6 protein-coding genes are annotated in these 24,160 nt (G+C 74.4%); 4 read left to right on the top strand and 2 right to left on the bottom strand.

From position 1 onward, the window contains the following. The first annotated feature begins 43 nt into the window (after nucleotides 1–43). The 4 genes from DQE82_RS15940 (at nucleotide 44) to DQE82_RS15925 (ending at nucleotide 17,002) form a co-directional block, all read left to right on the top strand. A complete protein-coding gene (locus tag DQE82_RS15940; RefSeq protein WP_113973086.1) occupies nucleotides 44–9,541 on the top strand; it encodes a type I polyketide synthase in 9,498 nt (3,165 codons plus the stop codon). Nucleotides 9,542–9,566: 25 nt separating this feature from the next. Beyond that, nucleotides 9,567–15,026: a type I polyketide synthase gene (locus tag DQE82_RS15935; RefSeq protein WP_113973085.1), complete on the top strand. Its 5,460-nt coding sequence runs from the start codon at nucleotides 9,567–9,569 to the stop codon at nucleotides 15,024–15,026. 87 nt (nucleotides 15,027–15,113) lie between these two features. Continuing rightward, the gene (locus DQE82_RS15930) at nucleotides 15,114–16,166 is read left to right on the top strand and encodes an ABC transporter ATP-binding protein (protein ID WP_030498869.1); all 1,053 of its coding nucleotides are present in this window, start codon (nucleotides 15,114–15,116) and stop codon (nucleotides 16,164–16,166) included. Continuing rightward, entirely contained in the window at nucleotides 16,163–17,002 is an 840-nt protein-coding gene (locus tag DQE82_RS15925) for an ABC transporter permease (RefSeq protein WP_043322806.1), read from the top strand. The genes DQE82_RS15930 and DQE82_RS15925 overlap by 4 nt, the downstream gene beginning before the upstream one ends. A gap of 108 nt (nucleotides 17,003–17,110) precedes the next feature. On the opposite strand, the gene DQE82_RS31380 is transcribed toward DQE82_RS15925, so the two are convergent. Beyond that, nucleotides 17,111–19,933: a LuxR family transcriptional regulator gene (locus tag DQE82_RS31380; RefSeq protein ID WP_043322809.1), complete on the bottom strand. Its 2,823-nt coding sequence runs from the start codon at nucleotides 19,931–19,933 to the stop codon at nucleotides 17,111–17,113. A gap of 513 nt (nucleotides 19,934–20,446) precedes the next feature. Continuing rightward, nucleotides 20,447–23,302, bottom strand: coding sequence for an AAA family ATPase (locus tag DQE82_RS15915; protein ID WP_113973084.1), 2,856 nt, complete (start codon nucleotides 23,300–23,302; stop codon nucleotides 20,447–20,449). Nucleotides 23,303–24,160: the final 858 nt, after the last annotated feature.

The raw sequence follows: 24,160 nt of genomic DNA, 5'->3' as shown, positions 1-24,160 counted from the left end.
AGCTCCAGCTCTCTCCCGTCTCTTTCGAGGAAGCGGCACTCCGATGGCCAACGAAGACAAGCTCCGCGACTACCTCAAGCGGGTCATGGCTGATCTCCACGACACCCGCCGCCGACTCAGCGAGGCCCAGTCCCAGGAACTGGAGCCGGTGGCGATCGTGGCGATGAGCTGCCGGTTGCCGGGCGGGGTGCGCAACCCCGACGACCTGTGGGAGCTGTTGCGGGACGGCCGGGACGCCGTCGCGCCCTTCCCCGACGACCGGGGCTGGGACCTGGAGCGCCTCTACCACCCCGACCCCGACCACCCGGGCACCTCGTACGCCCGGGAGGGCGGGTTCGTCGACGGGGCCGGCGACTTCGACTCCGCCTTCTTCGGCATCTCGCCGCGCGAGGCGCTGACCATGGACCCCCAGCAGCGGCTGCTGCTGGAGACCTCCTGGGAGGCGGTCGAGGCCGCCGGCATCGACCCCGCCTCGCTGCGCGGCAGCCGGACCGGGGTGTTCGTCGGCACCAACGGGCAGGACTACGGCACCCTGCTGATGATGTCGCCCGACGGCGACGAAGGGCACTCGATGACCGGGGGCGCGGCGGCCGTCGCGTCGGGCCGGGTGTCGTACGCCCTCGGGCTCGAAGGACCGGCCGTATCCATCGACACGGCCTGCTCGTCGTCGCTGGTGGCGCTGCACCTCGCCGTACAGGCGCTGCGGGCGGGGGAGTGCGACCTGGCGCTGGCCGGCGGGGTGACCGTGATGGCCACCCCGGGCCTCTACATCGGATCCAGCCGGCAGCGCGCACTCTCCACCGACGGGCGCTGCCGGTCGTTCGCCGCCGCCGCCGACGGCGCCGGGTTCTCCGAGGGGGTCGGCTGGCTGCTGGTCGAGCGGCTGTCGGACGCCCGCCGCAACGGCCACCGCGTCCTGGCTGTGGTCCGCGGCACCGCCGTCAACCAGGACGGCGCGTCGAACGGGCTGACCGCGCCCAACGGGCCGGCCCAGCAGCGGGTCATCAGCCAGGCCCTCACCTCCGCCCGGCTCTCCACCGCCGACGTCGACGTGGTGGAGGCGCACGGCACCGGCACCAGGCTGGGCGACCCGATCGAGGCGCAGGCGCTCATCGCCACGTACGGGCAGGACCGTGACGAGGCACCGCCACTGCTGCTCGGCTCGGTGAAGTCGAACATCGGCCATGCCCAGGCCGCCGCGGGCGTGGCCGGCGTGATCAAGCTGGTGCTCGCCATCCGGCACGGCCTCGTGCCGGCGACGCTGCACGTCGACGCGCCGTCGCCGCACGTCGACTGGACGGCCGGCGCGGTGGAACTGGTGACGCAGGCCCGCCCGTGGCCCGAGACGGGCCGGGTACGCCGGGGCGCCGTCTCCTCGTTCGGCATCTCCGGCACCAACGCTCACGTGATCATCGAGCAGTCGGCTGAGCCGGTCGAGTCGGATGCGGGTGGGCGTGGGGCGGGGTTGGTCGCTTCGGATGTGGTGGCCTGGCCGGTGTCGGCGCGGTCGGGGACGGCGTTGGCCGGTCAGGTTGCCCGGCTTGCGCGGCACGTGCGTGAGCGGGGTGGGATCGATCCGGTGGAGGTGGGCTGGTCGTTGGCGGCTACCCGGTCGGCGTTCGACCATCGCGTCGTTGTCGTCGGGTCGTCCGTCGAGGGGTTGCTTGCCGGGCTGGATGCCTTCGCTGCCGGTCAGCCGGCGGGGAACGTGGTCACGGGGGTGGCGTCGAGTCCGGGTGCGGGTCCGGTCTTCGTGTTTCCGGGTCAGGGCGCGCAGTCGGCGCGGATGGCGGCGGGGCTGGTGGGTCGTACGCCGGTGTTCGACGAGTGTCTGGCGGAGTGCCGGCGGGCGTTGGCGCCGTATCTCGATGTGGATCTCGTGTCGGTGCTCACGGGCGAGGACGAGTCGTGGCTGGACCGGGTCGAGGTGGTGCAGCCGGTGCTGTGGGCCGTCGGTGTCGCTCTGGCGGCGGTGTGGCGTGCGGCGGGTGTGGTTCCGGACGCGGTGATCGGTCACTCGCAGGGTGAGATCGGCGCGGCGTGTGTGGCGGGCATTCTGAGCCTGGAGGACGCGGCGCGGACGGTGGCGTTGCGGTCGCGTGCGCTGGCGGTGCTGCGGGGTACCGGGACGATGGCGTCGGTGGACCTGTCGGCCGAGGCGGTGGCCGAGCGGCTGCCGGCGTTTCCGGGTGTCGGGGTCGCGGCGGTCAACGGCCCGTCCACCGTCGTGGTGTCGGGTCCGCCGGAGCACGTCGCCGGCCTTGTCCAGGCGTGCGGGGCCGAGGGTGTTCGTGCCCGGCTGATCCCCGTGGACTACGCGTCGCATTCGCCCGCGGTGCAGGAGGTCGCCGAGCAGCTTCGGGCGGACCTGGCCGGTGTCGGTCCGCGGGCCGGTCACACCCGGCTCGTGTCCACTCTCACCGGGGACTGGGTGGATCCGGCGGTGATGACCGCTGACTACTGGTACGACAACCTGCGGCAGACTGTGCTCTTCGACGCGGCCGTGCGGACGGCTGTTGCTGCCGGGCACACCACGTTCGTCGAGATCAGCCCGCACCCGGTGCTGACGATGCCGGTCACCGCGATCCTCGACGACGCCGGTGTGAGCGGGCACACCATCGGCAGTCTGCGTCGTGGTGACGACGACGCGACCCGGCTGCTGACCAACCTCGCCACCGCGTACGCCGTCGGCCTGCCCGTCGACCTGACGAGGGTGCTGCCCGCCGCGGCCACCGTCGACCTGCCCACGTACGCCTTCGACCACCACCGGTACTGGCCCGCGCCGCCGCTCTTCCTCACCGCGGCCGACGCCGCCCCGGACATCGACCGCTGGCGCTACCGGGTCACCTGGCGGGCCCTGCCCGACCTGCCGCTGACCTGGCTCGCCGGCACCTGGCTCGTGCCGGTGCCCGCGGCGCTGGGCGACGACCCGCTGGTCACCGACGTGCTGTCGGCCCTCGGCAACTTCGGCGCGGACGTCGTCCCGGTGGAGCTGGACGTCACACACGACCCGGCGGCGCTGGCCGAGCGGCTGAGCGCCGCGCTCACCGGCCCGGACGGACCCGTCGCCGTGCTCTCGCTGCTGGGTCTGGACGAGCGGGCGCACCCGGAGCACCCGGCCACCTCGCTGGCCGTCTCGGGCACCGCCCTGCTGGTGCAGGCGCTCGGGCTGCTCGGCGTCGAGGCGCCGCTGTGGTGCGCCACCCGGGGAGCCGTCGTGGCCTGCGCCGACGACCCGGCGCCGCGCCCCGCCGCCGCCTCCGTCTGGGGGCTCGGCCGCGCCGTCGCCCTGGAACACCCCGCCCGCTGGGGCGGCCTGCTCGACCTGCCCGACGTGCTCGACGCGCAGGCCGGCGCGCTGCTCTGCGCGGCGCTCGGCGCCAGCGGTGGCGAAGACGCCTTCGGCGACGACGGCGCGGAGCAGTCCGGCCGGGGCGAGGACCAGCTCGCCGTCCGCGCCTCCGGCGTCTTCGTCCGCCGCCTCACCCGGATCACCGAACCCGAGCCGGTCGACTCCGGCGACGCGGACGACACCCGGCGGATGCGCGGCACCGTGCTGATCACCGGTGGCACCGGCGGACTGGGCGGGCATCTGGCCCGCTGGGCGGGCCGCTCCGGCGCCGCGCACGTCCTGCTGGCCAGCCGGCGCGGCCCGGACGCCCCGGGCGCCGCCGAGCTGGAGGCGGAGCTGACCGGTCTCGGCGTACGGGTCACAGTGGCCCGCTGCGACGTCGCCGACCGGGCACAGGTGGCCGACCTGCTCGCCGCCGTCCCCGCCGACGCCCCGCTGAGCGCCGTGCTGCACACCGCCGCCGTCCTCGACGACGGCATCGTCGACACCGTCACCGCGCAGCGCCTGCACACCGTCGCCGCGTCGAAGTGCGTCGCCGCGCTGCACCTGGACGAGCTGACCCGCGACCTCGACCTGGACGCCTTCGTGCTCTTCTCCTCGGTGGCCGGAACCACCGGCAACGCCGGGCAGGGCGCGTACGGGGCGGCCAACGCCTTCCTCGACGCCCTCGCCGAGCGGCGCCGGGCCGAGGGACTGCCGGCCCTCTCGGTGGCCTGGGGCGCCTGGCGCGGGGCCGGCCTGCCCGCCGAGAACGAACGCGCCCAGGAACGGCTGCGCCGGGGCGGCATGATCGGCATGGACCCGGAACTGGCCGTCGAGGCCCTCGCCCGGGCCCTGCGCCGCGACGAGCCCACCACAGTCGTCGCCGACATCGACTGGGCCCGTTTCGCCCCCGCGTTCACCCTGGTACGGCCCAGCCCGCTGATCGGCGACCTCGCCGAGGCCCAGGAGGCGACGCAGCCGGCCGGGCAGCAGGAGGCCGCCGAGGAGGAGACGGGCGTACCGTCGGCCCTCGCCCGGCGGCTCGCCGCGCTCGCGCCGGGGGAGCGCACCGCGACACTGCTGGAGCTGGTGCGGCAGTGCGCGGCGACGGCCCTCGGCTACGGCGCCGCCGACGACATCCCGGCCACCCAGCCCTTCCGCGACCTCGGCCTGGATTCGCTGACGGCAGTCGACATGCGCAACTTCCTGGCCGCCGCCACCGACCTGCGGCTGCCCGCGACGCTCGCCTTCGACTATCCGAACCCGACGGTGCTCGCCGCGCACCTCGGCGAACTGCTCACCGGGATCGTCCCCGACGCGACCACCCCCGCCCCGGCCGCCGCGGCCGAGGACGACGACCCGATCGCCATCGTGGCGATGAGCTGCCGCCTGCCCGGTGGGGCGGACACCCCGGAGCAACTGTGGCAGCTCCTCGCCGCCGGCGGCGACGCCATCGGGGAGTTCCCCACCGACCGGGGCTGGGACCTGGACCGGCTCTTCGACTCCGACCCGGAGAAGGAGGGCACCAGCTACGCCCGTGAGGGCGGCTTCGTCACCGGCGCCACCGACTTCGACGCCGGCTTCTTCGGCATCAGCCCCCGCGAGGCCCTCGCCATGGACCCGCAGCAGCGGCTGCTGCTGGAGGCGTCCTGGGAGGCGGTCGAGCGGGCCGGGATCGACCCGCACACGCTGCGTGGCAGCGCCACCGGCGTATTCGTCGGCACCAACTACCAGGACTACCGCAACCTGATGTTCAGCGCCGAGGGCGCCGAGGGGCACCTGATGACCGGCAACGCCGGCAGCGTCCTGTCGGGCCGGGTGTCGTACACCCTCGGGCTGGAGGGGCCCGCCGTCTCGGTCGACACCGCCTGCTCGTCGTCGCTGGTCGCGCTGCACTGGGCCTGCCAGGCGCTGCGCCGCTCGGAGTGCTCACTCGCCCTGGTCGGCGGCGTCACCGTCATGTCCACCCCCGGGGTGTTCGTCGGCTTCAGCCGGCAGCGGGGCCTCGCCCCGGACAGCCGGGTCAAGGCGTTCGCCTCCGCCGCCGACGGCACCGGCTGGGGCGAGGGCCTCGGCCTGCTGCTCGTCGAGCGGCTCTCCGACGCCCGCCGCAACGGTCACCCGGTGCTCGCGGTCATCCGGGGCAGCGCCGTCAACCAGGACGGCGCTTCCAACGGCCTCACCGCCCCGAACGGGCCGTCGCAGCAGCGGGTGATCCGGCAGGCGCTCGCCAACGCCGGCCTCGCCCCGGCCGACGTGGACGCCGTCGAGGCGCACGGCACCGGCACGAAGCTCGGCGACCCGATCGAGGCGCAGGCCCTGCTCGCCACGTACGGCCGGGAGCGGCCCGCCGAGCAGCCGCTCTGGCTCGGCTCGATCAAGTCGAACATCGGTCACACCCAGGCCGCCGCCGGTGTCGCCGGGATCATCAAGATGGTGCTGGCGCTGCGGCACGGCTACCTGCCGCAGACCCTGCACGTGGACGAGCCGACCGACCAGGTGGACTGGAGCGTCGGTGCGGTCGAACTGCTCCGCGAGGGCCGCCCCTGGCCGGTCACCGACCACCCGCGCCGCGCCGCCGTCTCCTCGTTCGGCATCAGCGGCACCAACGCGCACACCATCCTGGAGCAGGCCCCGGAGCCGGTCGAAGCCGAGCAGCCGACCGGTGACCCGGCGCGGCTGCCGGTGGTGCCGGTGCTGCTGTCGGGCCGTTCGGGGCTCGCGCTGGCCGCCCAGGCGCAGCGCTGGTCCGAGCAGCTCACCGGGCTGGAGGCGCCACGTACGGTCGACGTCGGCTGGTCGTCGGCCGTCGCCCGGGCCGCCCTGGAACACCGGGCCGTCGTGCTGGCCACCGACCGGATCGCGCTGGGCGCCGGGCTGCGCGCCCTCGGCGCCGGCGAGGACGCGCCGCTGGTGGTCACCGGCGTGGCGGTGCCCCGGCCGAAGGTGGCGTACCTGTTCTCGGGGCAGGGCGCCCAGCGGGCCGGGATGGGTCGCGAGCTGGCCGAGGCGTTCCCCGTCTTCGCCGCCGCCCTGGACGAGGCCTGCGCCGCCCTCGACGCGCACCTGCCCCGCCCGCTCAGGCCACTGCTCTTCGCCGAGCCCGGCACGCATGAGGCCGAGGCGCTGGACCGCACCGAATTCACCCAGCCGGCGCTGTTCGCCGTGGAGGTGGCGCTGTTCCGGCTGTTCGAGGCGTGGGGGGTCCGCCCCGACGCCGTCGCCGGGCACTCGATCGGCGAGATCGCGGCCGCCCACGCCGCCGGTGTGCTCTCCCTGGCCGACGCCGCCGAGCTGGTCGCCGCCCGGGGCCGGCTGATGCAGGCGCTGCCGGCCGGGGGCGCGATGCTCGCCGTCGCCGCCACCGAGGCCGAGGTGACCGCCACGCTCGGTGAGCGGGCCGACCGGGTCTCCGTCGCGGCCGTCAACGGCCCCGCCGCGGTCGTGGTCTCCGGGGCCGGCGACGCCGTCGAGGAACTGGCCGCCCAGTGGGCCGCCCGGGGTGTCCGGGTCCGGCGCCTGGCGGTCAGCCACGCGTTCCACAGTCCGCTGATGGATCCGGTGCTCGACGACCTCGCCGCCGTCGCCGGACGGCTACGGTACGCGGCTCCGAGCATCCCGATGGTCTCCACCGTCACCGGCGCGCCGGTCGACGCGGCGGAGATCGGCGCGCCCGGCTACTGGGTGCGCCACGCCCGCGAGGCGGTACGCTTCGCCGACGCCGTCGTGGCACTGCGCGAGCGCAACGTCACCGGCTACGTCGAGATCGGCCCGGACGGGGTGCTCACCGCCCTCGCCCAGGCCGTCCTGGCCGAGGCCCCGGCCGGCGGCCGGGCCCCACTGGTGGTGCCCGCCCTGCGCCGGGACCGCGCCGAGCCGAGCACCCTGCTGCGCGCGCTCGCCGCGCTGCACACCCACGGCGTCTCCCCGGACTGGTCCGCCGTCTACGCCGGTACCGGCGCCCAGCGGGTCGAGCTGCCCACCTACGCGTTCGACCGGCAGCGCTACTGGCCGGAGCCGCCGCCGTGGGCCGCCCTGGTGGCCGCCGACGAGGCCACCGAGGTCGAGCGCCGCTTCTGGGCCGCGGTCGAGGCCGAGGACCTGGAGTCGCTGGCCCGCGACCTCGACGTGCACCGCGACCAGCCGTTCGGCACCGTGCTGCCCGCCCTGTCGGCGTGGCGCCGGCGCGGCCGGGAGCAGGCCCTGGTCGACGGCACCCGCTACCGGGCGGTCTGGGAGCCCATCGCGGAGACCTCGCAGGAGCAGGACCCCGGCCGGTGGCTGGTGCTGCTGCCCGCCGACCGGGCCGACGACCCCGACCTGCACTCCTGCACCTGGGCCCTGGGTGCCGAGGTGAGCATCGTGCCCGTGGACACCGCCGCCGACTCCGAGGAGCTGTGCGGCGGGTTCGCCGACGTGCTCACCGAGGCGCTCGGCGCGGGCGACGGGCCGCTGTCGGTCCTGTCCTTCCTCGGCCTGGACGACGCCCCGCACGCCGAGCACCCGGCGCTGCCGCGCGGCCTCGCCGCGACCGTGCACCTGCTCCAGCAGCTCGTCGACCTCGACGCCTCGGTCCGGCTCTGGTGCGTCACCCAGGGCGCCGTCGGCCTCGGCGACGGCGACGCCCCGGCCAACCCGCGGCAGGCGATGCTGTGGGGCCTGGGCCGGGTGGCCGCGCTGGAGCAGCCCGCCCGCTGGGCCGGCCTGGTCGACCTGCCCACTGACCTGGAGCCGTGGACGGCGATGCGTCTCGGCGGCATCCTCACCGGCGGCGGCGTGGAGGACCAGCTCGCCGTCCGCGAGTCCGGGGTGCTGGTGCGGCGGCTCGTACCGGCCACCACCACCGACGGGGAACTCACGCCGTGGCAGCCCCGGGGCACGGTGCTGATCACCGGCGGCGCCGGTGCGCTCGGTGGGCACGTGGCCCGCTGGGTGGCCGCCGAGGGCGCGCAACGGGTGGTGCTGACCAGCCGGCGGGGGACCGGCACCCCGGGCGCCGCCGAGCTGATCTCCGAGCTGGCCGGGCTCGGCGTGGACTGCCGGGTGGTCCGCTGCGACGCCGCCGACCGCGCCGCCGTGACCGACCTCCTGGCCGATCTCCGGCGGGAGGGGCCGCCGCTGCGCGCGGTGGTGCACGCCGCGGGGGTCAGCGAGGTGGTGCCGCTGGCCGACACCACCCTGGAGGACCTGGCGTACGTCATCGCCCCGAAGGTCTGCGGCGCCGAACACCTCGACGAGCTGCTCGGCGACGCCGAACTGGACGCGTTCGTGCTCTTCTCGTCCATCTCGGCGGTGTGGGGCAGCGGCGGACAGGGCGCGTACGCGGCCGGTAACGCCTACCTGGACGCGCTCGCCGAGCGGCGACGCGGCCAGGGCCGGGCGGCCACCTCCATCGCCTGGGGACCGTGGACCGAGTCGGGCATGTACACCGAGGGTGCGGCGGAGCAACTGCGCCGCCGCGGCCTCCAGGTGATGCCGCCCGGCGTGGCGATGGCCGGGCTGCGGCACGCCCTGGCGGTCGGCGACAGCTGCGTCACCGTCGCCGACGTCGACTGGGCCACCTTCCAGCCGCTGTTCACCTCGCTGCGGCCCAGTCCGCTGCTGGCCGACCTGCCGGCCGTACGCGGGCTGGCCGCCGCCCCCGCCGAGGCGCCGGAGGCGGTCGCGCCCGGCACCCGGGACCTGCTCGCCGGGCTGCGGGCGCTGCCGGACGACGAGCGGCGGGCCGCACTGCTGGAGATGGTGCGGGTCGACGCGGCGAAGGTGCTCGGCCACCCCTCCGCCGACGCGATCGAGACCGACCGGGGCTTCCTGGACCTCGGCTTCGACTCGCTCACCGCCGTGGAACTGCGCAACCTGCTCACCGCGGCGACCGGGCACGACCTGCCCACCACCGTCGTCTTCGACTACCCCACCCCGGACGGCCTGGCCGGCCACCTGTACGAGCAGCTCTTCGCGGGCGCTGCGGGGGACGACGGCGACGGCGGCGACGAGGAGTCCGTGCGCCGGGCCCTCGCCGCGATCCCGCTCGACGAGCTGCGGCAGGCGGGCCTGCTCGACCAGCTGCTCCAGCTGGCCCGTACGAGTGCCGGCACGCCGGCCGTGGCGTCCGCTGCCCCGGTCACGCCGTCCGCACCCGAGACCCAGATCCGCGAACTCGACGTCGCCGGCCTGGTCCGGATGGCCCTGGAAGGCTCCGACTCGTGACCCGGCCGGCCCTGAGGAGCGCCCGATGAATGTTTCCCTGGACGAGGTCGTCGGCGCGCTGCGTGCGTCCCTGCTCGACAACCAGAAGCTCAAGCAGCAGAACCAGCAGCTCACCGCCGCGCTCAGCGAACCGGTGGCGATCATCGGCATGAGCTGCCGGTTCCCCGGCGGTGTCGGGTCACCCGAGCAACTGTGGGACCTGGTGGCCGCCGGCGGCGACGCGATGTCGGCGTTCCCGGACGACCGGGGCTGGAACCTGGGCGCGCTCTACGACCCGGACCCCGACCCCGACAGCCGGGGCACGTCGTACGTGCGTGAGGGCGGGTTCCTCTACTCCGCCGGGGACTTCGACCCGGCGTTCTTCGGCATCAGTCCCCGCGAGGCCCTCGCCATGGACCCGCAGCAGCGGCTGCTGCTGGAGACCGCCTGGGAGGCGTTCGAGCGGGCCGGCATCGACCCCACCCGGCTGCGCGGCGCGCCCACCGGTGTCTACGCGGCCACCAGCAGCCAGGGTGACTACGCGGCCCTGCTCACCGGGGTCACCGGCGGCGTCGAGGGCTACCTCGGCACCGGCAGCGCCGCAGCCGTGGCGAGCGGCCGGATCTCCTACGCTCTCGGGCTGGAGGGGCCGGCGGTCACCGTGGACACCGCGTGCAGCTCGTCGCTGGTCGCGCTGCACCTCGCCTGCCAGGCGCTGCGGCTGGGCGAATGCACGATGGCGCTGGTCGGCGGGGTGTCGGTGATGGCCACCCCGACCGTCTTCGTGGAGTTCTCCCGGCAGCGGGGCCTGTCCACCGACGGCCGGTGCAAGTCGTTCGCCGCCGCCGCCGACGGCACCGGCTGGTCCGAGGGGGCCGGCATGCTGCTCGTCGAGCGGCTCTCCGACGCCCGCCGCAACGGCCACCCGGTCCTCGCCGTGCTGCGCGGCAGCGCCGTCAACCAGGACGGTGCGAGCAGCGGGCTGACCGCTCCGAACGGCCCGTCGCAGCGCCGGGTGATCCGGCAGGCTCTGGCGAACGCGGGGCTGGGTGCCGACCAGGTCGATGTCGTCGAGGCGCACGGTACGGGCACCACGTTGGGTGATCCGATCGAGGCGCAGGCGCTGATCGCGACGTATGGGCAGGGTCGGTCCGCGGATCGGCCGTTGTGGCTCGGCTCGGTGAAGTCGAACATCGGGCACACCCAGGCGGCGGCGGGTGTGGCCGGGGTGATGAAGATGGTGCTGGCGATGCGGCACGGGGTGCTGCCGCCCACGCTGCACGTGGACGAGCCCACCCCGCACGTCGACTGGTCGGCCGGGGCGGTGTCCCTGCTGACCGGCCCGCAGCCATGGCCGGAGACCGGGCAGCCACGCCGGGCCGCGGTCTCCGCGTTCGGCATCAGCGGCACCAACGCACACGTCGTCATCGAGCAGGCCGCCGCGACGGACACCGACGACGTCCGGCCGGCCGGTACGCCCGCCCCGCCGGTACCGTGGATCGTCTCGGCCCGCTCCGCACCGGCCCTGGCCGGGCAGGCGCGGCGGCTGCTGGCGCATCTGGCCGATCACCCCGATCTGACCCCCGCCGACGTGGCGTACTCGCTGGTCACCACCCGGGCGGCCCTGCCGTACCGGGCAGCGGTGATCGGCGGGGACCGCGACGCGCTGCGGGCCGGCCTGCACGCGGTCGCCGAGGAGCGCGACACCCCCGGCGTGGTGCGAGGCGTGGCCCGCCCGGCCGGCAAGGTCGCGTTCCTCTTCACCGGGCAGGGTGCCCAGCGCCTCGGCATGGGCGCCGAGCTGTGCCGCCGGTTCCCGGTCTTCGCCGCCGCCTTCGACGAGGTGGCCGGGGAGCTGAACCGGCACTTGAGCCGGCCGCTGCGGGAGGTGGTCTTCGCCGAGGCCGACTCGCCCGGCGCGGATCTGCTGGACCGTACCGAGTTCACCCAGCCGGCGCTGTTCGCCTACGAGGTCGCCGCATACCGGCTGGTCACGGCCTGGGGGCTACGCCCGCAGTTCCTGCTCGGCCACTCGGTCGGCGAGCTGGCCGCGGCACACGTCGCCGGGGTGCTGTCGCTGGCCGACGCGGCGACCCTGGTGGCCGCCCGGGCCCGGCTCATGCAGCAGTTGCCGCCCGGCGGGGCGATGCTGGCGGTGCAGGCGTCCGAGGCGGAGGTGGTCCCGCTGCTCGACGAGCGGGTGTCCCTGGCCGCCGTGAACGGCCCCCGGTCGGTGGTGCTCTCCGGCGACGAGGAGGCCGTGCTCGCGGCCGGGCGGCGGCTGTCCGCCGAGGACCGGCGGTCCCGTCGGCTGCGGGTCAGCCACGCGTTCCACTCCGCCCGGATGGACGCCATGCTGGCCGACTTCCGGATCGTCGCGGAGAAGGTCGCGTGGCACCCGCCGAACCTTCCGATCGTCTCCGACCGCACCGGCGAGCCGCTCACCGCCGCCCAGGCCACGGACCCGGGCTACTGGGTCGACCACGTCCGGGACACCGTCCGTTTCCACGCGGGCGTCGCCACCCTCGCCGCCGGCGGCGTCGGAACCTTCGTGGAACTCGGCCCCGACAGCGCCCTGACCGTGCTGGCCCGGGAGTGCCTGCCCGACATGGAACCGGCGGCCTTCGTGCCGCTCGCCCGCCGGGACCAGCCGGAGGCGACCACGCTGCTCGGCGCGCTGGCCGCGGTCGACCTGCGCGGTGCCGGGGTCGACTGGGCGGCTCCCTTCGACGGCAGCGACGCCGCGCGCGTCGAGCTGCCCACCTACGCCTTCCACCGCGAGCGTTTCTGGCCGGACCCGCCCACAGTGGATCTCGTCCCGTCCGCCGCGACCGGAGAGGACGAGGAGTTCTGGGCGGCCGTGGCGCAGGGACGACCGGCCGAGCTGGCCGCCGAGCTCGGCCTGCCCGCCGACCGGCAGGACGCGCTCGCCGACGTGCTGCCCGCCCTCGCCTCCTACCGGGACCGGCGGCGTCGCGGATCGGAGCTGGACGGGCTGCGCTACCGCGCCGACTGGGAACGCGTCGACCTGTCCCCGGCCCGTACCACGCCGACCGGCCGATGCCTGCTGGTGGCCGGGGCCGGCACCGACGCCACCGCGGTGCTCACCGTGCTGCGCGCCGAGGGCCTGGAGCCGACGCTGGTCACGGTCGGAGACGACCTGGACGCCGTCGCCCGGGCCTCGCTCGCCGACGGCACCTGGTCGGTCGTGGTCTCGCTGCTGGCGGCGGAGGACCCGGCGGCCGGCGCGGGAACCGGCGCGCTCGCCGGGACGGCCGCGCTGGTGCGGGCCCTCGCCGCTGCGGGGAACGGCACGCCGATGTGGACCGTGACCCGGGGCGCGGTGGCCGTCGACGCGCACGACGCCGCTCCCGGCGTGGCCGGGGCGTACCTCTGGGGCCTGGGCCGGGTGCTGGCGCTGGAGCAGCCGCGCGTGTGGGGCGGGCTGGTCGACCTGCCGGCGGAGCCGGACGACGTCGCGCTCGCCGCGCTCGCCCGGGTCGTCGCGTCCGGCGGCGACGAGGACCAGGTGGCGGTACGCGCCGGCGGGGTGTATGTCCGGCGGCTCCGCCGGGCCCCGGCCGGCGCCACCGATACGGACTGGCGGCCCCGCGGCGCGGTCCTGGTGCACGGGTCCGCGCAGGTGCGTACCCCGCACCTGCTGCGCTGGCTCGCCGAGCGCGGCGCGTCGCACCTCGTCCTCGTGGGGCCGGTGGCGGATGCCGACCCGCCCGGCCCGGACGTCACAGTCACCGCCGTCGGCGACCTGGACGGGCTGCCCGAGGTGCTGGACCGGCTGGCCGCCACCGGCAGCGAGATCCGCACCGTCCTGCACATCGCCGACTCCGACGGGGCCGGCGACCCGGTGGCGGTGCTGGACCCGCACGAGCTGGCCGACGCCGTGGCCGCCCGTACCGCCGCCGTGGAACTGCTCGGGCGGGCCTGCGCCGGCCTGCCGGTCGACGAGTTCGTCGTCTTCGCCTCGACGGCCGCCGTCTGGGGCAGCGGGGGAGCGGCGGTCGCCGCCGCCGTGGGCGCAGGGCTGGCGGCGCTGGCCGCGGGCTGGCGTGCCGCCGGCCGCCCGGCCACCGTCGTCGCGTGGGTGCCCTGGGCGGACGAGATCACCGACGCGGCGCAGTTGCGCCGCCGGGGGGTCCGGCCGCTGCCCGCCGACGTGGCCCTGTCCGCGCTGGGGCAGGCTCTGGTCCGCGGCGACGACCAACTGGCCGTGGCCGACCTCGACTGGCCCGCGTTCGTGCCGGCCTTCACCGCCGTACGGCCCAGCGCGCTACTGCGCGGCGTGCCCGAGGCGACGGCCGGCGCGGAGCCGGGGGCCGGCGACGCCGCGACCGATCCCGCCCGCGCGCTGCGCGAGCGGCTGGCCGGCGTTCCGGCCGGCGACCGGCACCGGATCCTGCTGGACCTGGTCCGGGCGCGGGCGGCCACCGTCCTCGGGCACGCCTCGCCCAACGCGGTCGAGGCCGACCGGGACTTCCTGGAACTCGGCTTCGACTCGCTGACCGCACTGGAACTGCGCGACGCGCTGCGCCAGGAGACCGCGGTGGAGCTGTCGGCGACCCTGCTCTTCGACCACCCCACCCCTACGGCGCTGGCCGTTCACCTGCTCGGCCAGCTCCTCGGCGCGGACGACGCCGGTGGACCTGCCGGGGAGAGTGCCGGCGGCGGACTGCTCGGCGGGTTGTTCAACCAGCCGAAGGCGCGCGAGGACCCGGCCGGGTATGCCGAACTGCTGGTCAAACTCGCCCAGTTCCGCCCCCGCTTCCGCGAGCCTGCGCAGCTCACCCGCCCGGCCGGCATCCTCCGGCTGGCCGAGGGCGGCGCCCGGGCGCAGTTGGTGTGCTGCTGCACGATGTCGCTGCTCTCCGGCGCGCACGAGTACGCCCGGCTGGCCGCCGGCTTCCGGGGCGTACGTGACGTGTGGGCCCTGCCCAACCCCGGGTTCGGCGTGGGCGAGGAGCTTCCCGCCGACCTCGACGCGCTGCTGCGGGTGCACGCCGACACGGTGCTGCGTACCGTCGGTGCCGGCCCGTTCGTGGTGGCCGGTCACTCCGGTGGTGCGATGGTGGCCAACCTGCTCGCCGGGGAACTGGAACGCCAGGGCCGCCCGCCGGACGCGGTGGTGCTCATGGACACCTACCCGGCCGACAGCGAGGTGCTCGGCGGGTGGGTGCCGCAGCTTCTCGACGGGATGATCGACCGGGACACCGCGTACACGCCGATGGACGACTGGCGGACGACGGCGTGGGCGGGCTACCTGCCGCTGTTCCTGGACTGGCAGCCGACCGAGATGGCGGCGGCGACCCTGCTGGTGCGGGCCACCGAGCCGCTGGGGGAGTGGGACGGCGAACCGGACGGCTGGCGGTCGCGCTGGCCCTACCCGCACGAGGCTGTCGACGCGGCCGGCGACCACTTCAGCATGGTCGCCGACCGGGGGCCGGAACTCGCCGGCACGGTCCAGCGCTGGCTGGCCGCGCGGGGTCTGTGACCGGTTCCGCCCCTGGCGTGCCCCTAGCGCCCCCTATCGGCACACATACATCTATCGGACCGACGTTCCAGGACGGAGCATGACGACGTGGACGAGGCAGTGGTGGTCACGGAGCTGGTCAAGCGGTACCAGCCCAACATGCCACCGGCGGTGGACGGGCTGAGTTTCTCCGTCGCCGCCGGTGAGGTCTTCGGCCTGCTCGGGCCGAACGGTGCGGGCAAGACGACGACGATCGGGGTGCTGACCACACGGGTGCGGGCCACCTCGGGCCGGGCCCGGGTGTGCGGCGCGGACGTGATCGGCTCGCCCGCCGCCGCCCGGCAGTTGCTGGCGGTCGTACCGCAGCGGGTGAACCTGGACCGGGCGCTGACCGTCCGGCAGAACCTGTTGTTCCACGCGGCCTACCACCGGGTGCCCCGGGCGCAGCGCATCCGGCGGGCGGACGAGCTGCTGGACCAGATGGGGCTCAAGGACTTCGCGAACCACCGCACCGACTTCCTGTCGGGCGGCCTCGCCCAGCGGACGATGATCGCCCGCGCGCTGATGCACTCGCCCCGGGTGCTCTTCCTCGACGAGCCGTCGGCGGGCCTCGACCCGCAGTCCCGGCTCTTCGTGCACGACCGGATCGCCGAGCTGAAACGGGACGGCGTGACAGTGGTGGTCACCACGCACGACATGGACGAGGCGGAGAAGCTCTGCGACCGGGTCGGCATCGTCGACCACGGCAAGCTGCTCACCATGGACACGCCGTCCGCGCTGACCCGTACGCTGCCGGGCAGCAGCACCCTGACCCTCGTGGTGACCCCCGGCGCCTCCGCCGAGGAGGTGCGGGCCGCGCTCGACGCGATCCCCGACGTGGAGCAGGTGGAACACTTCAAGATGACCGCGAAGGTGCCCGTCGCCGCGCCGGCGTTTCCCGGCATGCCGGCGATGCCGATGCCCGCCCCGGTCCCGGACGCGCCCGCCGACTCGGACGCCCCCCTGTCCTTCCGGGTCTACACCAGCGGTCAGCCGGCCAACGCCATCCCGATGGCGATGAAGATCCTCGCCGACCTGGGTTGCGAGGTTCGTGACCTCAACATCGGCCAGCCCAGTCTGGAAGATGTCTTCATCCACCTGACCGGAAGGGAACTTCGGTGAGCGTCACCGCCCCCGCCCCCCCGTCCGCGCCGTCACCGCCCGCGGCGCCGCCGCCGGTGCGCGCGCTGGACCAGCTCGCCACCTTCCGCGCGGTGCTCTCGCGGGACCTGTTCGTCACCGGCCGGGAGCTGATCGGCTTCCTGCTCCAGGTCTTCATCCAGCCGCTGTTCATGCTGCTGATCTTCGGCAAGGTGCTCAGCGACCTGGGCTACGCCAGCGACGACTTCTCCAACGTGCTGCTGCCCGGCGTCATCGCGCTGAACGCCTTCCTGATCGGCCTGGAGAACACCGCGCTGCCGATGATGATGGACTTCTCCTTCACCCGGGAGATCGAGGACCGCCTCCTGGCGCCCATGGCGACCCCGCTGGTGGCGCTGGAGAAGATCGTTTTCGGGGGCATCCGTGGCCTGATCGCCGGTGTGGTGCTGATCCCGGTCGGCATGCTCATGCTCGGCGTCACCTGGCCCTGGGCGGTGGTGCTCAAGGTGGTCGGGGTGTTGGCGATCGGCGCGCTGGTCGGCGCGGCGGTCGGTCTCGCCTTCGGCACCCTGGTGCCCACGCAGCACATCCAAATCATGTTCACCGTGGTGATGACCCCGATCATGTTCACCGGCGCCACCCAGTTCCCGCTGCTCGGCCTGGACTCGCTGCGCTGGTATCAGGTGATCTGTTCGCTGAACCCGCTGACCTACATCAGCGAGGCGACCCGGTCGCTCGTCGGCCCGCCGGGGGTCGAGTCGCTGCCGCTCTGGCTGTGCATGTGTGTCCTCACCGGGGTCTTCGTGGTGTTCTCGGCGATCGGCATGCGTGGCTTCATGCGCCGCGCCATGGACTGACCGCCCGGACGCGATCCGCCGAGGGCCCGAACCGCACCTGCGGTTCGGGCCCTCGCTTTCGCCCCGTGTCGCAGGGGGCCGGTGGTCACCGCGCCCCTGCGACAGCCGTCAGGACGTGGCGCTCTGTGCCTCGTCGGCCAGCGTCTCGGCATACACGACGAGCCGGGACGGCAGGTCGGTCCGGCGCTTCACGTCGAGCTTGCGGTAGACCCGGGTCAGGTGCTGCTCGACAGTGCTCACCGTGATGAAGAGCTTGCTGGAGATCTGGCGGTTGGTGTGGCCGTGTGCGGCCAGCGCGGCAACGCGCCGCTCGGCGTCGCTCAGCCCGTCGTCCGGTTCCTGGAGTTCGGCGGCGGCCGGGTACGCCGGCAGTCCACTGCCCGGCTCCCGGCGGATCAGCCGCTGAGCCAGCACCGACGCCCCGCAGTCCTGCGCGAGCTGGTAGGCGCGGCGGACGAGCAGCCGGGCGCGGGCGGAGTCTCCGGCGCGCTGCAGCGTCTGACCGGTGTCGCCGAGGGCACGGACGAGCTCCAACCGGTCGCCGCTGGACTGGAGCAGGTTGACCGCTTCGGAGAGCAGCTTGCGCCGGTGGTCCTGGGCGGCGGTGGTGGCGAGCAGGCGCAGCGTACGGCCCCGGGTCCGGTCGTCGACCCCGTGCGGCACCCGCAGTTGCTCCTGCAGGAGCTGCATGGCCTGCGTCTTGTTGCCGACGCTGAGCTGCACCCGGGCCAGCTCCAGCCGCCACGGCACCAGTCCGGCCGCGTCGATCCCCCACGTGCGCATCAGCTCGCCGCAGCGCCGCAGGTCGGTGGTGGCGGCGTGCGGCCGGCGTACGGCCAGGTGGTGCCGGCCGCGTGCGGCCAGGTAGTGCAGGCCCAATGGGGTGCGGAAGATGCCGGGCGGGGTCGGGTGGGCCAGCCACCGGTCGGCCTCGGCGAACCGGCCCGACTCCGTCGCGGACGCGATCAGGGTGGACAGCGGTCCGGCGATCGCCACTCCCCAGGCGGGGGCTGGCATGTCCTCCAGGGCCGCGCGGGCGTGGTGCTCGGCACCGGGCAGATCGCCGACGCGCAGGGCCGCCTCCGCCCGGATCGCCCGGATCACCGCCCGCCAGCCCGGCGCGTGCTGAACCACCGGCCGGTCGAGCAGCACGTCGCCCCAGACCACGGCCCGGTCCGACCGGCCGGCCCAGAGCAGCGCCAGCAGGGGCGCGGTCAGCAGGCCGAGGGCGCCGTCGTCCGTGTGGTGGCGCTGCAGGATCTGCTCGGCGGTCGGCGCCGTGTCGTTGTCGGCGGTCGGCGTCAGCGCGGTGCCGAGCACCGTGACCGCCTGCAGGAGCGGGCTGACGGTGGTCGGGGCGCCGGCCGCGCGGCTCCAGGTGGCCGGCGTCTGCCGTACGCTCGCCAGGTGGTCCGGGTGGGAGAGGGAGACCAGAAGCTGCATGATCCGCAGGCGGCCGGGCGGGGTGGCCGGAGCCTGCTCCTCGTCCGCCGAGAAGCCGCTGACGGCCTCGGCAGCCTCGTCGACGCGGCCCTGCCAGAGCAGGTACGGCACGGCGGAGAGGCTCGCATCGGTGGACCAGCCGGCGGCGCGCGCCGTCTGCACCAGCTCCGTCAGCTGCCCGTTCACCGTCAACGGGTTTAGCTGCCAGCGGGCATTCACCAGCATCTCGGTGGTGGCGGTGCGTTGCCGCTCGTCCACCGGCGCGCTGGCGAGCAGCCGCAGGCAGGCCGCCGCGACGTCGGGCCGGCCGGACGAGAGCGCGTGACCGGCGGCGTCCTGGAGCACCGGCACCCGCCAGCCGGCCACCGTCGCACCGGCGGCCACGAGGTGCTCGGCTACCACGCTCGCCTCGGCGCCGCGGTCGTGCAGCACCTCGGCGGCCCGCTGGTGCAGGGCGCGCCGCTCGTCGGCCGACATGTCAGCGAGGATCGAGTGCAGGATACGCGAGTGGCGTAGCTGGTCGGACTCCATCAGACCCGAGGTACGCAACACCCGCACCGCCGGGACCGTGGTCGCGGGCATCACGTCGAGGAGGTGGCCGAGCAGTTCGGCCGACGCGGGCCGGTCGAGCACGGCGAGCGCCTGGGCCACTCGGCGTACCCCGGGCTCGTGGCGGTAGAGGCACCCGAGCACGGCCTGGTCGAACGCGTCACCGACGGACGGAAGGTCGTGGTCGCTGCCCCCGCCACCGGCCCGTTCGTCGAGCAGCGCCCGGGTGAGCAGTGGATTGCCTCCGGTCATCCGTACGTAGTGTTCCGCGGTCCTGCGGGTGTCGGCGTCGTCGACGGCGCCCTCGACCAGCCGGGCGACGGCGTCGACGGTCAGTGGTGGCAGGCCGATCCGGGAGAAGTGCGGCTGGCTGAGCAGCTCGGCGCGGAACAGCTGGTGCGGCGGGCGCAGCGTCGACGCCTCCGCGAACACGACCATGATCCGGGCGTGGCGCAGCCGCCGGGTCACGTAGAGCAGGCAGTGCAGCGAGGCCGGGTCCGCGTGGTGCACGTCGTCGACGAGGAGGACCAGGGGCCCGTTGGCCGTCAGGTCGATCAGGGTGGTGAAGAGGCCGTGCAGCAGGGGTGCCCAGGCCCGGTCTACGTCAGACGCCTCGCCGCCGACTTCGGGCAACGGCACCGCGGAGGTGGCGTCGCGCAGCAGCTTCCCGACGTGGGCGGCGGCCTCCGGGGCGAGTCGTGCACTGTGGAACAGCTGCCCGACGACTCCCAGGTGGAGACCGCGCTCCGCCCGCGAGCCGGTCGCGCTCATCACCTGCCCGCGGGAGCCGGCCGTCCACTCGCCGAACGACTCCAGCAGGCTGGTCTTGCCGCTGCCCACGGCACCGGTGACCAGCGCGACGTGTCCGCGCTGCTGCTCTTCGCACGCGTGGAACACGCGCCGCAGACGGGTGATCTGTTCCTCTTGCTGAACCAACACCTGCGCGTAAGCCCTCCTTGTACGCGGCGCGGGCCTGGAAACGCCGGTGCGGCCCGACACCGCCACCCCTGCCGGAGACAGCCGCCCCTCCGCCCGCGTCTCGACGGGTAGGGGTGGAGCGCGCCGGGCGGCCACGCCGGGTGGACCTGAAATCCTTCGTCGGACCGGTCTTCTCGCCGTACGGTCCGCGTGTCGAGGCGAGTCTGGCACCGGCATGATGGTGCGACAACGGGCGTGAGACCCCATCGTTTCGCATCCAAACCTGCGGGCCCCGGAAGGCATTTAGGGGTTGCGCGGTTCGGGGTGATGGGTGTTGGAGCCGATCGGCCCGGGAGAGGCGACACGCCGGTGAGCGGCTGGTGCCGGGGCGTACGGCTCGATGGTGCCACACCGCGACTCCCGGCGCACGCCGATGGTACCCACAGTGGTGGTGAGCGAACTCTTCGCGACGGTCGGCGAGGGTGACGGTCGCGTGACGCCCGTCGGCTGTTCCGTGCGGAAGCCCGACCGGGATCAGCGCGGCCGAGGGCCGGACGGACGGCCGCCCGGGGGGTCCGTGCCCCGCGTCAGCGGATCCAGCACCGTCGTGCCGGAGCGGTCGAACCGCAGCCGTCCGGCGAGTTCGCCGCGCGAGTTGACGTCCAGCTTCCGGTAGATGCGCGTCATCCGCTGTTCGATCGCGCTGACCGTCAGGAAGAGCTTCTCGGCGATCTCACGATTGGTGTGACCCTGGGCGGCCAGGGTGGCCATCCTGGATTCGGTGTCCGTCAGGCCCTGGACCAGGACCGCCGCATCCGCCCGGCTGCCGGTGGCGCCGTCCCTGGTGGACAGGGCGCTGGGCCACAACGTCGGGATGCCGCACTCCTCGGCGAGAGCCCGGGCCGACCGGGTCGCGGCGCGGGCCTGCCGCCGGTCGCCGGCCTGCTCGTAGGCGTGACCGAGGTCGGCAAGGTTGTGCGCCAGTTCCATCCGGTCGCCGCACTGCCGCAGCAGCCGTACGGCGCTGCGCAGGTGCGGGATCCGTTCCTGTCCCTCCTCGGTCGCGGCCAGAACCCGCAGGGCCGCGGCCCGGTACCGGACATGGACGGGCCGCAGCCGGGCCAACTCGTCGCGCACCAGCTTGCGCGCCTGCAGACGGCGGCCCATCCGGAGCAGTGCCCGAGCCGACTCGGTACGCCACGGCACCAGGCCCGAGAAGTCCAGCTGCCACCGCTGCATCAGCTGCCCGCAGAGCTGGAAGTCGGCCAGCGCGGCCTCGGGGCTTCCCGCGGCGAGGGCGTGCGTCCCGCGGGCGTGCAGGTAGTGCAGCCCGAGCGGGGTCTCGAAGATCGCCGGCGGCACCGGCACCTGAAGGCAGGCGGCCGCCGTGTCGAGCTGGTCCATATAGGTCAGCGCCCGTATCCGGACGGCGAGAGGTATCCCGATCACCACCCCCCAGCCTTTCGGCGAGAGCTGCCCCAGTGCCTCGTCGGCCAGCTTGCCGGCGCGGGGGAGGTCGCCGAGCCGGCCGGCGACGGCGGCCCGCAGGGCGGTGAGCGTGGCCGAGGGGGTGGGGTGGTGCGGGGTGGCGAGGTGGCGGTCCAGCCGGTCGCACCAGTCGTCGGCCAGGTCGAGCTGGTCGGCGTAGATCATGGCGATGAGGGCGCAGATGACCCTCCACATGTGCGGTTCGTCGTCCGGCCCGGTGGTCGACAGTGTCCGCTCGGCCTGCTCGACCACGCCCGCGTCACCCCGGGCCAGCACGCCGGACAGCAGGATGACTCCGCTGAGCCCGTGCTTGACCCGGGCCAGCGTGAGCGGATCCCGCGCGGCCACGGCGGGCGCGGGCCGGTCGACCATGACCCCGGGATAGAGCGTCGAGATCCAGCCGGTGATGATGAGCAGCTCGGCCACGGACTGCGGATCTGCGGGATCCGACCGCTCGCTGAGGTGCCTGACCAGGTCGACGGCCTTGTCGATCTCACCGTGCCAGAGGAGGTACTGGATGGGACCGGCGGCCTGTTGGCTGCCGAGGTGCCCGGCCCGGATGGCGGTGGCGACGCTGACCAGGTGGGGGATCGTGGCCTGCGGGTCGAGTCGCCACTCGGCGCGCGCCAGCGCGGAGCGGATCCGCGCCCGCAGACACTCGCCGACGCCACTGCGGTGCGCCCGGCGCAGGTACCGCAGGGCGGTCTCCACCTCGCCGTCGAGCAGCGCCTGCTCGCCGGCGTCCAGCAGGGTCTGCGCCATCCAGGGTTCGGCCAGCTCGCCGATGTCCACCAGGTGCGGCGCGATGCGGGCCGGGGGCGCGCCGTCGTCGTGCAGCAGGCGGGCTGCTCCCAGATGCAGCCGTACGCGTTCCTCGGCGGTCATCCCGTCGATCACGGCCTGGGTCACCGCCGGATGGCGCAACCCCTGTTCGTCGATCAGCCCCGCGCTGGTCGACTTGTCGACAGCGCCCAGCGCGGGGTGCAACCGGGCGTCGACGAGATGCGGCAGCAGGCTGCCGTGCAGCGGCTCGCCGGTCACGGCGAGCACCCGGGCGGCGTTGAGCACCAGGCGGTCGCAGCGGTACAGGCAGCTCAGCACGGCCTCCCGGAACGACTCGCCGACCGCCGGGGCGCCGGCGGACCGTGGCGCGGCTGCCTGGTCATCGGCGAGCGCGTGCACCAGGAGCGGATTCCCGCCGCTGATCCGGTGGCTCTCCTCGGCGATGCTGCGGGCGAGCGGGATGTCGAGCCGCTGGGCGAGCAGCTGGAACGTCCCCTCGGCGGTGAGCAGCGGCAGGCGGATGCGGTGCAGCTTCGCCGGTTGCAGCATCTCGGCGTGCACGTCCGCCTGCCACGGCCGGGTGCGTGGCGCCTCCGTCAGGACCATCAGCACGGATAGGCCGGAGAGCCGCCGGGCCACGTAATCGAGACAGCGCAGCGACGGCACGTCCGCGTGGTGGATGTCGTCCACCACGATGACCAGCGGCCCCCGCGAGGTCAGTTCGAGCAGGGCGCGCCCGATGGCGGCGGTGAGCCGGGCGTTCTCCGCGTCCGCCGGATCGGCGTCGCTCCATGCGAGGGCGCCCGCGTCCAGCAGCCGGGCGAGGCGGGCCCGGATGTCGGGGGCGTCCGCGGCGCACGACGGCACCGCGCGGACGAGCTGCCGGACGACCTCCAGCGGTACGCTGCGCTCCGCGCGGGAGGCGCTCGCGCCGATGACCCGTGCTCCGGCGTCGCAGGCGCGCCGGGCGAAGGCCTGTGAGAGCGCGGTCTTGCCGGAGCCGACCGGGCCGGTCAGCACGGTCACCGGCCGGTCGGTCGGCGAGGTGCCGCCGCGGAGCAGGTCTGCGAGTCGGCGCTCCAGCAGGCCGAGCTGGCTCGAACGCTCGGTCAGCTCCATCACCGCCCCCTCCGGGGGAGGGCCGGGTGCCCGGTGCGGCCCGACAGCTCGACCAAATTGGAGACCGGCAATTCTTGACCCATTCCATTATCGGCAAGGATCGACTGGTGTCGAGCCTTGCCGGTGCGCCATCGACCGACTTGACCGGTTGGCTGCTGCGAGCCGTGTTCCCGTGTGCGTCGGCGATAATTCCCCAGCTCTCTCGGGGTCGACACTTCCTATCGACCTGCTTGATGGTGGGAGTATGGCAGTTGGGCAATTGGGCGGCAAGCCGAGTTGTGTAAAGGATGGGCAAACATGGGTTACTTGTCTCGGGTGACCCGACCGGGGGTGGCGACGGAAAGTCGCCGGCTGGTCCCGTACCGTGACAGAGCGCTCTCCTGAGCCGATGGTTCCGCTTATTCGGCCCGCCTGCTGATTGGCGAATGGGCTCTTCCGTGCTAATCCGACGTCCGGGCGTTACCGGTCGCTCTCGCCGCAGGGTTCGAAGCTGCCGCGGTCGCGGCGTGCGGAGGCGTCGAGCTGGGCGTCATCGTCGTTGAACTCGGCGTTCGTGACCCCGCCCGTGCCGATCCCGGCGCGGGCGGGCGTGGTGCCGGAAGCTGCTGTGGAGGTGTCGTCCGCCCCCGGGGCGGGGCCGTGGGGTCCGGTCGGGGCTCCGGCAATTGCCGGAGGCGCTCGATTGTTGCGATGTAAGGCATTGATGCCGGAACTGCGATCGATGCCTGTCCGGCCCTGCCGGCGGTCGAGGCTTGGTGGCGTCGGCGGGCCACGATTCGGACGTTTGGGAGATTCTGCGATTATGTATGAAAAAGAATTATGAATCCGAGTGTCCCGTTGGTTGCGGAGGCCTGCGGT

Origin of the sequence: Micromonospora sp. LHW51205 (assembly GCF_003315815.1) — a bacterium.
Classification (GTDB): Bacteria; Actinomycetota; Actinomycetes; order Mycobacteriales; family Micromonosporaceae; genus Micromonospora; species Micromonospora chalcea.
Note: the sequence above shows the minus strand (reverse complement) of the source record. Positions and strands in the feature narration are given on the sequence as shown.

What these genes read in the sequence shown, in the direction of transcription:
- DQE82_RS15915 (WP_113973084.1), bottom strand. Translation starts at nt 23,302, where the DNA reads ATGGAGCTGACCGAGCGTTCGAGCCAGCTCGGCCTGCTGGAGCGCCGA.
- DQE82_RS15935 (WP_113973085.1), top strand. Translation starts at nt 9,567, where the DNA reads ATGAATGTTTCCCTGGACGAGGTCGTCGGCGCGCTGCGTGCGTCCCTG.
- DQE82_RS15940 (WP_113973086.1), top strand. Translation starts at nt 44, where the DNA reads ATGGCCAACGAAGACAAGCTCCGCGACTACCTCAAGCGGGTCATGGCT.